Below are 14695 nucleotides of genomic sequence, written 5' to 3'. Positions count from 1 at the left end.
TTGCTGCTCGCGCTTTTCGCCTCCCGGGTCTGGGCTCTCGACTACCGGCCGCTGGAAAAGGGCCTGGACTATGCCACCCTCCAGACCGAAGCCGGGGCCAAGATCCACGTCCTCAAAGTCGATTTGAAGCGCTTCGACGCCAAAGTCATCGACGCCCGCGACTTGAAGAGCTCGACTTTGGCGGTCAAGACTTTGGCCGAGAAGAGCAAGGCCTTGGCCGCGATCAATGCCAACTTCTTCGACGCCGAAGGCAAGCCGCTGGGCTTGGTCCTGCAGAACGGCAAGCTCAAGAACCCGCCCAAAAGAATCTCCTGGTGGGCCTCGCTCCTGCTCAAGGACGGCTCGATCCAAATCGAGAAGAACGTCGGAGCCGAGCGCTCGCTCCAATTCCAAAACGGCATCCAAGCCGGACCGCGGCTGGTGGTCAACGGCAGGACCCTCAAGCTGAAGGAAGAGTTCTCGCCCAAGTCGGCGGTCGGCATCGACCGCCAAGGCCGGCTGGTCCTGATCGCCACCGAGGGCGGCATCGAGATCAACCAATTCGCCGGCTGGCTGGCCAAAAAGGAGAAGGCCGGCGGGATCGGGCTTTGGCAGGCCCTCAACCTCGACGGCGGCTCCTCGACTCAATTCTTCGCCAAGGCCGGCGACCTCGAGCTCTGGATCTCGGGCCTGGCCAAGGTGCCGGTGGCTTTGGGTATTTTCCGGAAATAATAGAACTTTAAATCCCCCCTGGCCCCCCTTTTTCAAAGGGGGGAATTCCTGAAGCTCCCGAATAGCGGATCGCCAAGCCTCGGCAATAAGCATCCTTGTGATACCAGGTAAGCCCCTGACGGCTGAGGCCGCCGGGCTCGCAACGGACCGCGATCACCGCCTCGGCCTGGGCCTTGGCCGCCTCGCGCTGCAATTGCTTGCGGGCTTCGGCCATGTCCTTCTTGCCCGCTCCGACCGGGGTGAGAACCTCGTAGGGTCGGGTCGGAGTGGCCTCGATCAGGGGCGGAAGATCCTCGGCGCTTTCACCGCCGAAGGCCGGAGCCAGCCCCCAGAGGAACAGCACTGGAACCAGGAGAAGCTTGGAGAAGGCCATGGGGAAGCCTATACTCAGGGGCGATGACCGATCTCAAGAGCAAACACTGCGTGCCCTGCGAAGGCGGGGTCCCCAAGCTTCAAGGGCCCATCGTCCAGCTGCTGCTCAAGGAAACGCCGGACTGGGAGCTCCGGGGGGAGAAATTGCACCGGCTCTTCCGTTTCAAGGGCTTCCCCCAGGCCATCGCCTTCGTGAACGCGATGGCCGAGATCGCCGAAGCCGAAAATCACCACCCCAACTTTTGCGTGAATTACCGCGAGGTCGACGTGACGATCTGGACCCACGCCATCGACGGGCTTTCCGAAAACGATTTCATCCTGGCCGCGAAGTTTGACGCCTTGCTGCCCATGGGTTAATCCCTGGTCCTCATGAAGCGAGTCCTGAAAACCATGGCCCTCCTCATTGCGATCGCCATCCTCGCCTTCGGCATCTTCCTCTATTACGCGATCGGTCCCGGCATCTCCGAATCGAAGCTCCCGCGCAGCGGCATCCTCGCCCTCGGTGAAGCGACGGCCCCGCCGGCCAAGCCCGACCGGATCACGGTGGTCAGTTACAACATCGGTTACGGCTCGGGATTGAAGAATAACCAGGAACCGGCGACTGAAGCCGAGGTCCGAGCCAATCTCCAGCGGATGGCCTCCGATCTCCAGCAATTAAAGCCGGACCTGCTCTTCCTGCAGGAGGTCGATTTCTATTCGCGGCGCAGCTTCGACGTCGATCAAATGCGCTACTTAGCCGAAAAGCTGGGCCTGGCCCATGGGGCCTACGTTTTGACTTGGAATAAGAACTACGTCGCCTGGCCCTACTGGCCACCGGACCGCCACTTCGGCCGAGTCGTCTCGGGCCAAGCGGTGCTGAGCCGCTTTCCGATCCAGTCCCAGCAGCTGATCGAGTTCCCCAAGCCGCCGAACAACCCCTTCTGGTACAACTGGTTCTACCTCGACCGCATCGTCCAGCACCTGATCCTGGATTTGGGCGGAGAGCAGGTCTCGGTCTACAACCTCCACCTCGAAGCTTTTTCGGCCGCGACCCGGGAGGAGCAGATCGGCCAGCTTGGCCGCCTGATCAAGGCCGACCCCTTCCCGGCCAAGATCGCCGCCGGCGACTTCAATTTGGCCGACCCGATCGTCCCCGACCGCGAGGACAGCGACCGCGACCTTAAGGGATTGCTGAAGGTTTTCGCGGCCAATACCGGCCTGAGCCCCTTCAAGGCCGAGGCCCCCTTCTACAGCATGCCCAGCTCCGGGGCCTATAAGCTCATCGATCACATCTTCTACTCGCCCGGTTTTCGGCTCGAAAAGGCCGGAAATATCGCCGATTCGACGGCCAGCGACCACCTCGCGGTCTGGGCTATTCTTTCCCCCCTTTGAAAAAGGGGGGTTGGGGGGATTTAGAGCGACGGCAAGGCCAAAAAAGCACCGCCTGCAGCATGCAATAGCCGCTCAATCCCCCCTGCCCCCCTTTTTCAAAGGGGGGAAATCGTATCTTAGGGATTGCTCTCGCCGTTGCCCTTGAGTTAGGCAGGGCTCGAGGTTGGTGAGCCCCGGCCTCCCCCTATTTTCTTATGAAACGCCCGGCCTTACGCGAACAATTGAAAAGGGATGCCTTCGATCTCCTGATTGTCGGCGGCGGCGCCACCGGCGCCGGGATCGCCCTCGACGCCGCGACCCGCGGACTCAAAGTCGCGCTGGTCGAGCGCGACGATTTCGCTTCCGGCACCTCGAGCCGCAGCACCAAGCTGATCCATGGCGGCGTTCGTTACCTCGAGCAGGCGGTGAAGAAGCTCGACCGCGGCCAATGGAATCTGGTTCGCGACGCCCTCCACGAACGGGCGACCGTCCTCAAGCTGGCGCCGCATTTGGCCCATCCCCTGCCCTTGGTCACGCCGCTCTACAATTGGTTCGGGATTCCCTACTACCGGGCCGGGCTCAAGATGTACGATTGGCTGGCCGGCAAATCCAACCTCAAGCCCAGCCGCTACTTGAGCGCCAAGGAGGCCAAGCGCAATTTTCCGATGCTCAAGGGCAAGGGACTGCGCGGCGGCGTCCTTTATTACGACGGCCAATTCGACGACGCCCGGATGAACGTCACGATCGCCATGACCGCGATCGACCAAGGCGCCACCGTGCTCAATCACGTCGAAGTGGTTTCGCTATCGAAAGAGGACGGCAAGCTCGTCGGCGCCAAGGTTCGCGACCGAATCAATGGCGAGGAATTCGAAGTCAAGGCTCGCTTGATCGTCAACGCCACCGGCCCCTTCTGCGACCACATCCGGCGGATGGACGATCCCCAGGTCGAGCCGATGCTGACCGCTTCCTCGGGCATTCACATCGTCCTCGATAAGCGCTTCTCGCCGCCGGGGACCGGCCTGCTCATCCCCAAGACCGAAGACGGGCGGGTGCTTTTCCTCTTGCCCTGGCTCGGCCACACCTTGGTCGGCACCACCGACAATCCGGCCAAGATCGAGACCAATCCCAAGCCTTCGGAAGACGACATTCAATACATCCTCCGCCACCTCGAGATGTATTTCGACATCCCGGTGAGCCGCTCCGACGTGCTTTCGGCCTGGTCGGGCCTTCGCCCCTTGGTTTCCAATCCCAAGGCCGCCGACACCGCCAAGCTCTCGCGCGATCACGTGATCCAAATCAGCGGCTCCGGCCTCCTCACCATCACCGGCGGCAAGTGGACGACCTATCGCAAGATGGCCCTCGACGCCGTCGACCATGCGATCAAGGTCGGCCAGCTCAAGCCGCTGGGCCCCTCGCGCAGCGAGGTGGTGCCGCTCAATGGGGCCGAGGGATACTCGAAGGATTTGCCGGAACGGCTGGTGCGCCGCTTCGCGCTGGAGCCCGAAGTGGCTGAGCATCTGGCCAAGGCCTACGGTGGCCGGGCCGAAGCGGTGGCTCTGCTGGCCCGCGACGGTTTGGGCCAGCGCTTGGCGCCGAATCACCCCCACATCGAGGCCGAAGTGCTTTACGGCGTCCGCCATGAGCTGGGCGCCTCGGCGGTCGACGTCCTGGCCCGGCGCACCCGCTTGGCTTTTCTCGATATCGCCGCCTCCCGTCACGCTCTGCCGCGGGTCCTGGCCATCCTCGGCGACGAGCTGGGCTGGGATCCGGAGCGCCGCGAGGCCGAGGCTCTCAAATTCGAAGAATATTTAACCGACCTGCCCGATTTCGCGCCCCAAGCGGGCGGCGCCTCCCACCAACTACGCTCCGCTTAAACAGGAGGAACCTCCATGACCGGTCCCGTCACCCAATTCATCAAGAAGCATTATCGCCACTTCAACTCGGCCGCGCTGGTCGACGCCGCCGAGGGCTATGCCCAGCACTTGCAGAAGGGCGGCAAGATGTTCGTCACTTTGGCCGGCGCCATGAGCACCGCCGAGCTCGGCCTCTCGCTGGCCGAGATGATCCGCCAAGACAAGGTTCACGGAATTTGCTGCACCGGCGCCAACCTCGAGGAAGACGTCTACAACCTGGTCGCCCACGACCACTACCAGCGCATTCCCAACTACCGCGACCTGACGCCCCAACAAGAGCAAGCGTTGCTGGACAAGCATTTGAATCGCGTCACCGACACCTGCATCCCGGAGCACGAAGCGATGCGGGTCATCGAAAAGCACTGCGTCGACGCCTGGCAGGAGGCCGAAAGCAAGAAGGAGCGCTTCTTCCCCCATCAATTCTTCTACAAGATCTTACTATCGGGAAAATTGACGGGCTCCTACCAAATCGAGCCCAAGGACAGTTGGCTCTTGGCCGCGGCCGAGAAGAATTTGCCGATGTTCGTCCCGGGCTGGGAAGACTCGACTCTCGGCAATATGTATTCCGCCCACGTCATCGAAGGCGACGTCAAGAACGTCCACACGGTGAAAACCGGCATCGAGTACATGATCGAGCTGGCCGACTGGTATACCAAGCTCACCAAGAACCATTCGCTGGGCTTCTTCCAAATCGGCGGCGGCATCGCCGGCGACTTCCCGATCTGCGTGGTCCCGATGCTGCACCAAGATTTGCAGCGACCCGAAGTCCCGCTCTGGGGCTACTTCTGCCAGATCAGCGACTCGACGACGAGCTACGGCTCCTACTCCGGCGCCGTGCCCAACGAGAAGATCACCTGGGGCAAGCTCGGCATCGACACGCCCAAGCACATCATCGAGTCCGACGCCACCATCGTGGCGCCGCTGATCTTCGCGTATTTGCTGGGGTGGTAATTTGAGGCCTGTCATCCTTCGCTTCGCTCAGGATGACTTTCCAATGACCTACTTCCTCTTAAAAACCCTGATCAGCGCCCTGGCCATCGCCGGCATCTCCGAGCTAGCCAAGCGTTATGGTTGGTTCGCCAGCATTCTGGCCTCGCTGCCCTTGACCTCGATCCTGGCCATGGTCTGGCTCTACCACGACACCGGCGACACCGCCAAAGTCTCGCGGCTCTCGATCGGCGTCTTCTGGATGGTCGTGCCCTCGCTCGGTTTCTTTCTTCTCCTGCCTCTGCTGCTCAAGCATCTGCCTTTCGCCGTCGCCATGCCCCTGGCCTGCGCGGCGATGGCGCTCTTTTATTTTCTCTACGCCGCGCTTCTGGCCAAGCTGGGGATTCGAATTTAGGCGGTTGTGGATTTAACCTCGCCGCCCTAGAATGGTCCCTCATTCCGAGAAGGAGGCTCCCCATGGGCATCATGAACTTCCTCAAGAACCAGGCGATCGAGGTCATCGAGTGGACCGACAATTCCGGCGACACCTTGGTCTACCGCTTTCCGGTCCATCAAAACGAGATCAAGATGAAGGCCAAGCTGACGGTCCGCGAGGGCCAGAACGCCGTCTTCGTCAGCCAGGGCCAGATCGCCGACGTCTTCAAACCCGGGATGTACACCTTGGAGACCCAGAACATCCCGATCCTGACCAAGATCCTCTCGCTGCCCTATGGCTTCAATTCGCCTTTCAAGGCCGAGGTTTATTTCGTCAGCACCCGCCAGTTCACCGACCAAAAATGGGGGACCAACAATCCGGTCATGCTGCGGGACAAGGAGTTCGGCATGATCCGGCTCCGCGGCTTCGGCATCTACTCGATCAAGGTCGTCGATCCGGCCGTCTTCATGAAGGAGATCGTCGGGACCGACGGCCACTTCACCACCGACGAGATCACCGGCCAGCTCAAGCGGACGGCGGTCAGCGGCTTCAGCGATTTCGTGGCGACCGCCGGCATTCCGGCCCTCGACCTGGCCACCCACTATGACGAGCTCGGCGCCGGCGTGAAGGAGAAGCTCCAGCCCGAGTTCAAGAATTACGGCCTCGAGCTGGTCAAGTTCATCGTCGAGAATCTCTCGCTGCCCGAGGAAGTCGAGAAGATGATCGACAAGCGGACCCAGATGGGAGTGGTCGGCAACCTTCAACAATACACCCAATTTCAAACCGCCCAAGCCATCGAGGAAGCCGCCAAGAATCCCGGCGGCATGGCCGGCATGGGCCCGGCGATGGGCGCCGGCTTCGCGATGGCCCAGCAAATGGCCCAGAGCATGAACGCGGCAAACCAGCCGCCGGCTCCGGCGGCGGCACCGGCCGCGGCGGCCGGCGCCAAATTCTGCGGCGAATGCGGCGGGGCCTTGCCGGCCGAGGGCAAGTTCTGCCCCAACTGCGGTAAGCCCCGAGGATAAGCATGGCCTTGGAAATCGAGTCCGAGGCTCCGGCATCCGACGCCAAGAAATCCGACAGCTTTCCCTGCTCGGTCTGCGGCGGTCAGCTCAGCTACGATCCCGGCTCTTCCCAGCTCAAGTGCCCCTATTGCGGCTCGCTCCAGCAAGTGCCCGAGAGTTTGGAGGCCAAGGTCGTCGAGCACGACCTCGAAACCTATCTCCAAGAGCGGACATCCAAAACCTGGGGCCTGGAGTTGACCGAGCTGCGTTGCGAAGGTTGCGGGGCCACCACCGAGACCAACGACAAGTTCACCTCGCTGAATTGCCCCTTTTGCGACAAGCCGCTGGTGGTGAGCGACGCCCATCAGGCCCAGGATTTCATCCGGCCGGAGAGCGTCCTGCCCTTCGCCATCGACAGCGGCAAGATGACCGAGTCGCTCCGCTCCTGGCTGGGCAAGCGCTGGTTCGCGCCCAACGACTTGAAGAATTATTGGGAGAAGGGGAAGATCCGCGGCGTCTACCTACCCTTCTGGACTTTCGACGCCCAGGCCTCGACCCAGTGGAGCGGCGACGCCGGATTTTATTATTACGAGCGGCAGGGCGATCGCCGGGTGCAGAAAGTTCGCTGGGAATATCGGGAGGGCGCTCGCGAGGATGCCTTCGACGACACCCTGATCCCGGCCTCGACCGGCGTGGGCCTTCCCAAGATCCGCTCGCTCCAGCCCTACCGAACCCAAGAAGTGAAGCCTTACCGGAGCGAGTTTCTCGCCGGCTATCTCTGCGAGCGTTACGCGATCGGCCCCCAGGAAGCCTGGCGCCAAGCCGAAAGCCTGATGCTGGCCCAAATCAAGGCCAACTGCCTACGCGACATGCGGGCCGACACCCACCGCAACTTCCGCTCCTCCAGCCGATTCCGCGACATCAAGATCAAGCACACCCTGCTGCCGCTCTACATCGGACATTATCACTACCGCGGCAAGGACTACGCCTTCCACGCCAACGGCCAGACCGGAAAGATCGACGGCCAATTCCCGCTGAGCTGGGTGAAGATCTTGTTGGCGGTCTTGGGCGTGCTGGCGGCTTTGATGATCTTCGGATACCTCGGCGAATAGGTCATCCTTCGCTTCGCTCAGGATGACAAAGCGGGGTTACTGACCGGCGTCCGCTTTCTCGGCCGCCTTGTCGCTGCGCAGCTCCTTGAGCTTGCTCACAATGGCCATGGCATTGGGATTTTGGGCATCCTTGGCCAAGACCTTTTTCACGACCGGCTCGATGACGCCGGCCCGGCTCTCCAGGATATCGGTCGAGAACACCGCGACGTTCAAAAAGGCGTCGGTCGCCGCCTGATGCTTTTCCAGCCGCTCATAAATCCGTCCCAAATTGTAGGAAGCCACGGCATTGGTGGCATCGAAGCGCAAGGCTTCCTTGTAAGCGACTTCGGCCAATTCGAGGTTCTCACCTTTCTCCAACAAGACCCCGATGCTGTTGAAAGCCACCGTATCGGTCGGGTAAAGGTGGACCGCGTTCTTGTAGACCGAGCTGGGATTGCCCTTGGAGCGGATCAAGGCGAAATCGCCCTGCTCCTGGAAATCCATCGCCAAGAAAGTGGTCAGGCCCAGCTCCTGGACACCGCCGGCCGCGCCGGCGTCCTCGCCCAAGCCTTTGAGCCGCCACAAGCTGGGCCGCTTGCTGGCCGGATCCATTTCGTTCAGCGGCACCGCGACTTGGATAAATTGCAGGCGGCTGCCGCCATAATTTAAGAGGAAGGGCATCCCCTTGGTCCCTTCCTCGAAGAGATCGGAAGTCGACTTGTCGGTCGCCAGCACGAAGACCGGCCGGAGCTCGGCCTTCTCCAAGGCAGCATACAAGATCTTGGCCCGAGCGCCAGGCCCGCCCTGGCCGAGAGCCAAAGCCTGCTGAGCGTTCTCCACCCACTCCGGCCCCATGGTCTCAGCGATCTTCGAGCCGCCGAGGCCGCCTTTCTCGAGCAGCTCCTTTTGGAAATCTTGGAGCTCCCAGGCCGCCAGGAATGCGGTTTTCTTGCTCAGGGCCTCACGAGCGGCCTGGAGGGAGGTTGGATCTTTCGGAAAATCGACGAACAAGGCCAAGGCCGTTCCGAGCCGCCGCTTGTAATCGTCGGAATCTTTGGCAAACTTTTTGAGACCCGGGCTTTCTTGCAGCTTGGTAACCACCTCCTGGACACGTACCAGGGTCTGGTAATCCAAGGTCCAGGGAATCGGGTCGCCGGTGACGGCCCAAGCCGCCTCGGGATATTTGACGTGGTTCTCCAAGGCGTAATCGTAGACTTCGCAGGCATCGATGCGCCGGTCCTTGGCTCGCTCGAAAAAGCGGGCCTGCAGGCTCACCGGATAATGACAGCCCCGGTCCAAGGTCTCGTCGGTGACCTTCATCTCGACCAGCTTTTGATAAGCTTGAGCGGCCCGCAAGTCGTTGCCGAAGGCGTTGTAGTAGACCGGAAACGATCCCGGGTCCGCGGGCGCCCCGGCATCCGGCGGCGGAGGCGGGGGCGGTGCCGAGCCGCTGGCGCTCGCCGAGGGAGCCTGGGTTTGAGTGGATTTTTTATTGTCCGAGCATCCGGAAAGGAATAAGGCCGCAAATGCCGCGCCTGCCCCGAGAAGGATCGGTATCATAAGTGCCCCTTTTCAATTTTGCCCCGATGGCCGAGGCCGGCTTGACCTAGACAATTTCCGAGCGGTCCGCAAGCCCACCCCCGGCGTCGGGAAAGATTTTTATTGCACGACGGAGCCCGCCGCCGAATTGACCCCGCTCGCGACTTTCAGCTTCGACTCGAGGGCCAGAGCCTCCGGATCATTGGGATCCTTGGCCAAAACTTTTTCCAGCGCCGGCGCGATCGTCTTCACTCGATCCGGCGGGAACGAGGAGGCCGGGATCAGATAGGCATCGACGGCCTTTTCGAAGCTTTCTTGGCGCTGGTAGAGCTGTCCCAAATTATAAGCGGCGCTTGCGTTCTTGGGATCGAAGCGCAGGGCTTCCTTATAGGCCGTCTCGGCATAGCCGGGACTCTCCAGTTTTTCCAGCAGCACCGCGATGCTGTTGAAGATGGCGCTGTCAGTCGGCGCCATGTTGAGCGCGATCTTGTAGGGAATCCCCGGATCGCCCTTCCCGTGCAACAGGTAGAAATCGGCTTGCTCGTGAAAGTCCATCGCCAGGTAGGCGGCCAAGCTCAATTCTTGAGTAGGAGCTTCGGCGAAGGGGTCGGCGTCGGTTTGCAAACCTTGAAAACGGAGCAATTCGGGGCGGCCGGATGAGGCCCGCGGAATGCCGACCTGGAGGTGCTCGGATTTACTTCCGCCGAAGTTGAGCAAGAAGGGCCGCGCTTCCGGAGCCACTTCAATGAAGTCGGCGTTGGATTTGACGGTGGAGAGGACGAAGACCGGCTCGATGCCGGCTTGGGCCAAGACGGCATAGAGCAGCTTGGCGCGGGCGCCGGGTCCGCCGACTTGGGAGGTCCAGGCTTCGACCGCGTTGCCGACCCATTCTTGGCCGGCGCTCTGCGAGATATGCACTCCACCGAGGCCGCCGTTCTCCAAAAGCTTTGCTTGGAATTCTTGCAAGCCCCACTCCGCCAAAACCTTGGTCTTCTCGCGCAGCTCTTCACGGCGAGCATTGATGGTCGGAATTAGATTGGGGAAGTCGACGTAGAAACTCAGGGCCGTGCCCAGTCTTTTTCGGTATTCCTCGCTGCCCTTTTCGTACATCAGGAGAGCCGGTTGGCTCTCCAAATAGACGATCTTCTCTTGGACGCTTGCTCGGAGGAGCTCATCCTCCTTTCGGTCGGCATCGCCGTCTTCCAGGGTCCAAGGAATCGGCTTGCCGGTGAGCGCCATCGCGGCTTCGGGAAATTCGCGGTACTTGTTCAGGCCATAATTGAAAACCTCGCAGACCTCGATCCGGAGGTCCTTGGCCATTTTGGGTTGGGGAACGTAATGGTCGAAGAGCGGGGGGCAGCCCTGGTCCAAGGCCGCATCGGATACGCCCTTTTCGGTCAGGCGCTGGTACATCTCGGCCGCCCGAATGTTGTTCCCGAAGCTCGCGAAGTAGCTGGCGGGCGCCGCCGGGGCCGAGGCGTCGGCCGAGGAAGGGGGCTGGGGACCGCTGCCCATCGGCTTGGGCCTATTGGATTCCTTGAGGTTTTGATTGTCGGTGCATCCCGAAAGGAAAAAGGCCGCCAAAGCCGCGCCTGCCCCGAGAAGGATCGGTATCATAAGTGCCCCTTATGGATGATTCGATAGTCAGGTTGGCTCGGCCCCGGCCCGGCAAAGTTGCTTGAAATCGGCGGGATTTAGTCGATCTCGATGAATTGCTTCGGCATCGGCACCACCACGCCCTCGAAGCCCTTGGCCTTGAGGTGGTTGGCCAGGGCCAGCGACTGGTCCTCGTCGCCGTGGACGATGAAGATGCCCTTGAGCTGCTTGCCGCAGGCCTCCACGAAGTCGACCAGCTCATTCTTGTCGGCGTGGGCCGAGAAGGAGTTGATGACCTCGACCCGGGCGTTGAGGTCGCGCTCGACGCCGAGGATCCGGACCCGCCGCCGCCGCTCGACGATCCGCCGGCCCAGGGTGTGCTGGGCCATGTAGCCGATGACCAGGATGGTGTTGTTCGGATTCTCCATGTTGTTGCGGAGGTGGTGGACGATCCGCCCGCCCTCGCACATGCCCGAGGCCGAGATGATGATCATCGGCTCCTCGCGGCCGTTCAAGGCCATCGAGTCCGAAACCTCGGTGATGTAGCTCAAGTTGGTCGCGCCGAAGGGATTATGGCCGGCGGTGATCATGCCCCGGACATCGTCGTCGAGCGAGTCGGGATGGAGCTTGAAGATATCGGTCAGCCGCACCGAGAGCGGCGAATCGACGTAGACCGGGATCTCGGGAATGGCCTTCTCGAGGAGGAGCTGATTCAAGGTGTAGACCAAAAGCTGGGTCCGCTCCAAGGAGAAGGACGGGATGATCACCTTGCCGCGCCGGCCGTAAGTCTCGTTCACCACCCGGGCCAGCTGGGTCTTCATCGTGGTGATCGGCTCGTGGACCCGGTCGCCGTAGGTGCTCTCGATGATCAGGTAATTGGGCTGGATCGGCGGCTCGGGATCGCGCATCAGCGGCATATTGCGCCGCCCCAGATCGCCGGTGAAGGCGACCCGGGTCTTGCCGGAATGGGTTTTGACGTCGAGCTGGACGATCGAGGAGCCGAGGACGTGGCCGGCCTCCAGGAATTTGCACTTCACGTTGTGGGCCACGTCGAACTCGCGGTGGTAGTCGACCGAGATGAACTGGCCCATCGCCTTGAGGACGTCGGATTCGTCGTAAATCGGATCGACCGGCCCGAAATCGGGGTCGTAAAGCTCGTGCTTGTTGAGATACTCGGCGTCGGCCTTCTGGATGTAGGCCGAATCCATCAGCATGATCGAGGAAAGGTCGCGGGTCGCCGGGGTCGAGAAGATGTTGCCGCCGAAGCCCTTCTTGGCCAGGGTCGGGAAATTGCCGGCATGGTCGATGTGGGCGTGGCTCAAGACCGCCGAGTCGATCATGCTGACGTCGAAGGGAAAGGGCAAAATCCGGTTGCGGAGCATCGATTCCTTGCGATGACCCTGGAATAGCCCGCATTCGAGGAGCAGGCGGTGGCCCTTCATTTCCAGCACGTGCATGGAACCGGTGACCGTTCGTACTCCGCCCAAGAATAAAAGTCTCAAAGAGGAAAACCTCTAGCTGTTCATCGATTCGATAAATTCTTTGTTCGTCTTGGTATGTTGCATCTTATCGAGGACGAATTCCATGGCGTCCACCGAGTTGAGAGGCGCCAGCAGCTTGCGCATGATCCACATCCGGTTCAGGACCGAGTCGTCGAGCAGCAGCTCCTCCCGGCGGGTGCCGGACTTGTTGATGTCGATGCAAGGGAAGATGCGCTTTTCCATCAGCTTGCGGTCGAGATGGATCTCGCAGTTGCCGGTTCCCTTGAACTCCTCGAAGATGACTTCGTCCATCCGCGAGCCGGTGTCGATCAGGGCGGTGGCGATGATGGTCATCGAGCCGCCCTCCTCGATATTACGGGCTGCGCCGAAGAAGCGTTTGGGCTTGTGCAAGGCGTTGGAGTCGACGCCGCCGGAGAGGATCTTGCCGGAGGGCGGGACGACCGTGTTGTAGGCCCGGGCCAAGCGGGTGATGCTGTCGAGTAGGATGACGACGTCGCGCTTGTGCTCGACCAACCGCTTGGCCTTGTCCAGGACCATCTCGGCGACCTGGACGTGGCGGCTGGCCGGCTCGTCGAAGGTCGAGCTGATGACTTCGCCCTTGACCGAGCGCTGCATGTCGGTGACTTCCTCGGGCCGCTCGTCGATCAGCAGGACGATCAGGATGGCCTCGGGGTGGTTCTTGGTGATCGAATTGGCGATGTTCTGCATCATCATGGTCTTGCCGGTGCGGGGGGCGGCGACGATCAGGGCCCGCTGGCCTTTGCCGATCGGGGTCAGCAGGTCGATGATGCGGGAGGTGAAATTCTTGTGCTCGGTCTCCATGTTGAGCTTGGAGTTGGGATAGAGCGGCGTCAGGTTGTCGAAGAGGATCTTCTCGCGGGCGACGTCGGGATCCTCGAAATTGACCGATTCGACCTTGAGCAGCGCGAAATAGCGCTCCGATTCCTTGGGCGAGCGAATTTGGCCCGAGATGGTGTCGCCGGTCCGCAGGTTGAAGCGCCGGATCTGGGAGGGCGAGACGTAGATATCGTCGGGGCCCGGCAGATAGTTGTAGTCGGGGGCCCGCAGGAAGCCGAAGCCGTCGGGCAGGGTTTCGAGCACGCCCTCGCCGAAGACGATGCCGCGCTTTTCGGTCTGGTTTTGGAGGATCGAGAAAATCAGCTCCTGCCGGGTCATGCCGGCGGCGTTCTCGACGCCGAAGTCCCGCGACATGTGGATCAGGTCGTTGATCTTCATCTCCTTCAAGTCCTTGAGGTTGAGCAGGGCCCCGCCCTCTTCGGTCTCGAGGATCTCCTCGTCGGCGACGTCGGGAATCTCGCCCGGAGTGTCGGTGATCATCGGGGGCGGGCTGGCGCCCTCGCCTCCGCGCTTATTGGACATGTTGCGGCGCCCGGCGCCACGGCGGACTTTGGATTCGTAGGTTTTATTTTCAGGCATAACTCTTCATTGGGCTTCCCGAGGGGGAAATAAGAATTGAAAGGTAAGAACGTTGCGCCGCGAGCCGCTCATTGCCGCCCTCGGTTCCTTCTCAACGATTGGGGATTTTTTCTTTAAGACAGTAGGCTGGTCGGGAATGAACTCAAACCGAGTATCTGTCTTTCTCTATTCTCCGGCGATTATGGTGAGGCCCCAGGGGTGTGTCAAGAGCTTTCTTGACAGTCACCAGGCTCCATCCTAAGGCTTTCGACTCCATGAAAAACAAGAAGCTTTGGGGAGGTCGTTTCAAAAACCGGACGCTGGAGGAGGTCGATGCCTTCAACGCCTCGGTCGGCTTCGACCGGAAGCTTTACCCCTACGATATCGCCGGAAGCATCGCCCATGCCAAGATGCTGGCCAAATGCAAGATCCTCACGGCTGCCGAAGCCAAGAAGATCGTCGCCGGACTCCAAGTCATCTACCGGGATATCGCCCAAGGCCGTTTCCGCTGGGATGTCGCCAAGGAAGACGTCCACCTCAACATCGAATCCAAGCTGACCGAGCGGATCGGCCCGGCCGGCGCCAAGCTTCACACCGCCCGCTCCCGAAACGACCAAGTCGCCACCGATTTGCGGCTCTACACCCGGGACCATGTATTCCAGACCGTCGGCGCCTTGCTCAAGGTCCAGCGCAGCCTGGTCGATCAAGCCAAGCGCCACGTCGACGACCTCCTGCCCGGCTACACCCATTTGCAACGGGCCCAGCCGATCTCGCTGGCCCATTACCTGCTGGCCTACTTCGAGATGTTCGATCGCGACATTCAAAGGTTGCTGGGCTC

Annotated in this window: 14 protein-coding genes; 9 read left to right on the top strand and 5 right to left on the bottom strand. The window is 61.2% G+C overall.

Features of this window, described 5'->3' with window-relative positions:
* Complete coding sequence (locus VJR29_03350; protein HKY62431.1) at nt 1-711, top strand: phosphodiester glycosidase family protein; 711 nt, start codon at nt 1-3, stop codon at nt 709-711.
* Nucleotides 712-718: 7 nt separating this feature from the next.
* Here the strand turns inward: VJR29_03350 and VJR29_03345 are convergent, their stop codons facing one another.
* Entirely contained in the window at nt 719-1084 is a 366-nt protein-coding gene (locus VJR29_03345) for a hypothetical protein (GenBank protein ID HKY62430.1), read from the bottom strand.
* Nucleotides 1085-1107: 23 nt separating this feature from the next.
* Between VJR29_03345 and VJR29_03340 the strand changes: the two genes are divergently transcribed.
* The 7 genes from VJR29_03340 (at nt 1108) to VJR29_03310 (ending at nt 7825) form a co-directional block, all read left to right on the top strand.
* Entirely contained in the window at nt 1108-1440 is a 333-nt protein-coding gene (locus VJR29_03340; GenBank protein ID HKY62429.1) for a 4a-hydroxytetrahydrobiopterin dehydratase, read from the top strand.
* Between the two features lie 12 nt (nt 1441-1452).
* The gene (locus tag VJR29_03335) at nt 1453-2454 is read left to right on the top strand and encodes an endonuclease/exonuclease/phosphatase family protein (GenBank protein HKY62428.1); all 1002 of its coding nucleotides are present in this window, start codon (nt 1453-1455) and stop codon (nt 2452-2454) included.
* Between the two features lie 194 nt (nt 2455-2648).
* Nucleotides 2649-4307, top strand: coding sequence for an FAD-dependent oxidoreductase (locus tag VJR29_03330; protein HKY62427.1), 1659 nt, complete (start codon nt 2649-2651; stop codon nt 4305-4307).
* 15 nt (nt 4308-4322) lie between these two features.
* Nucleotides 4323-5297, top strand: coding sequence for a deoxyhypusine synthase family protein (locus tag VJR29_03325; GenBank protein HKY62426.1), 975 nt, complete (start codon nt 4323-4325; stop codon nt 5295-5297).
* Nucleotides 5298-5340: 43 nt separating this feature from the next.
* Complete coding sequence (locus tag VJR29_03320) at nt 5341-5688, top strand: DUF3147 family protein (protein HKY62425.1); 348 nt, start codon at nt 5341-5343, stop codon at nt 5686-5688.
* A 62-nt stretch (nt 5689-5750) separates the two neighbouring features.
* Nucleotides 5751-6734, top strand: a complete 984-nt coding sequence (locus VJR29_03315) for an SPFH domain-containing protein (GenBank protein ID HKY62424.1) — start codon at nt 5751-5753, stop codon at nt 6732-6734.
* Between the two features lie 2 nt (nt 6735-6736).
* Nucleotides 6737-7825 (top strand): hypothetical protein, encoded by a 1089-nt coding sequence (locus VJR29_03310; protein ID HKY62423.1) that lies wholly within the window; start codon nt 6737-6739, stop codon nt 7823-7825.
* 36 nt (nt 7826-7861) lie between these two features.
* Here VJR29_03310 and VJR29_03305 read toward each other — a convergent pair whose 3' ends face one another.
* The 4 genes from VJR29_03305 to rho form a co-directional block, all read right to left on the bottom strand.
* The gene (locus VJR29_03305; protein HKY62422.1) at nt 7862-9364 is read right to left on the bottom strand and encodes a hypothetical protein; all 1503 of its coding nucleotides are present in this window, start codon (nt 9362-9364) and stop codon (nt 7862-7864) included.
* A 99-nt stretch (nt 9365-9463) separates the two neighbouring features.
* Nucleotides 9464-10960, bottom strand: a complete 1497-nt coding sequence (locus VJR29_03300) for a tetratricopeptide repeat protein (protein HKY62421.1) — start codon at nt 10958-10960, stop codon at nt 9464-9466.
* Nucleotides 10961-11037: 77 nt separating this feature from the next.
* Nucleotides 11038-12441, bottom strand: a complete 1404-nt coding sequence (locus VJR29_03295) for an MBL fold metallo-hydrolase (GenBank protein ID HKY62420.1) — start codon at nt 12439-12441, stop codon at nt 11038-11040.
* Nucleotides 12442-12453: 12 nt separating this feature from the next.
* Nucleotides 12454-13677, bottom strand: a complete 1224-nt coding sequence (gene rho / locus VJR29_03290; protein HKY62419.1) for a transcription termination factor Rho — start codon at nt 13675-13677, stop codon at nt 12454-12456.
* 455 nt (nt 13678-14132) lie between these two features.
* Between rho and VJR29_03285 the strand changes: the two genes are divergently transcribed.
* Nucleotides 14133-14695: lyase family protein (locus VJR29_03285; protein ID HKY62418.1), on the top strand; the 563-nt coding region annotated here is incomplete at its 3' end.

It is taken from the genome of bacterium (assembly GCA_035281585.1).
Classification (GTDB): domain Bacteria; phylum UBA10199; class UBA10199; order DSSB01; family DSSB01; genus DATEDP01.
The sequence above is the reverse complement of the archived record's forward strand: the minus strand, read 5'-3'. Positions and strand labels throughout refer to the sequence as shown.

Bases quoted from the DNA above. Each gene is read 5' to 3' on its own strand.
- VJR29_03325 (HKY62426.1), top strand. From the start codon at position 4,323: ATGACCGGTCCCGTCACCCAATTCATCAAGAAGCATTATCGCCACTTC.
- VJR29_03310 (HKY62423.1), top strand. From the start codon at position 6,737: ATGGCCTTGGAAATCGAGTCCGAGGCTCCGGCATCCGACGCCAAGAAA.
- VJR29_03340 (HKY62429.1), top strand. From the start codon at position 1,108: ATGACCGATCTCAAGAGCAAACACTGCGTGCCCTGCGAAGGCGGGGTC.
- VJR29_03345 (HKY62430.1), bottom strand. From the start codon at position 1,084: ATGGCCTTCTCCAAGCTTCTCCTGGTTCCAGTGCTGTTCCTCTGGGGG.
- VJR29_03300 (HKY62421.1), bottom strand. From the start codon at position 10,960: ATGATACCGATCCTTCTCGGGGCAGGCGCGGCTTTGGCGGCCTTTTTC.
- VJR29_03320 (HKY62425.1), top strand. From the start codon at position 5,341: ATGACCTACTTCCTCTTAAAAACCCTGATCAGCGCCCTGGCCATCGCC.
- VJR29_03315 (HKY62424.1), top strand. From the start codon at position 5,751: ATGGGCATCATGAACTTCCTCAAGAACCAGGCGATCGAGGTCATCGAG.
- VJR29_03330 (HKY62427.1), top strand. From the start codon at position 2,649: ATGAAACGCCCGGCCTTACGCGAACAATTGAAAAGGGATGCCTTCGAT.
- VJR29_03305 (HKY62422.1), bottom strand. From the start codon at position 9,364: ATGATACCGATCCTTCTCGGGGCAGGCGCGGCATTTGCGGCCTTATTC.
- rho (HKY62419.1), bottom strand. From the start codon at position 13,677: ATGAAGATCAACGACCTGATCCACATGTCGCGGGACTTCGGCGTCGAG.
- VJR29_03335 (HKY62428.1), top strand. From the start codon at position 1,453: ATGAAGCGAGTCCTGAAAACCATGGCCCTCCTCATTGCGATCGCCATC.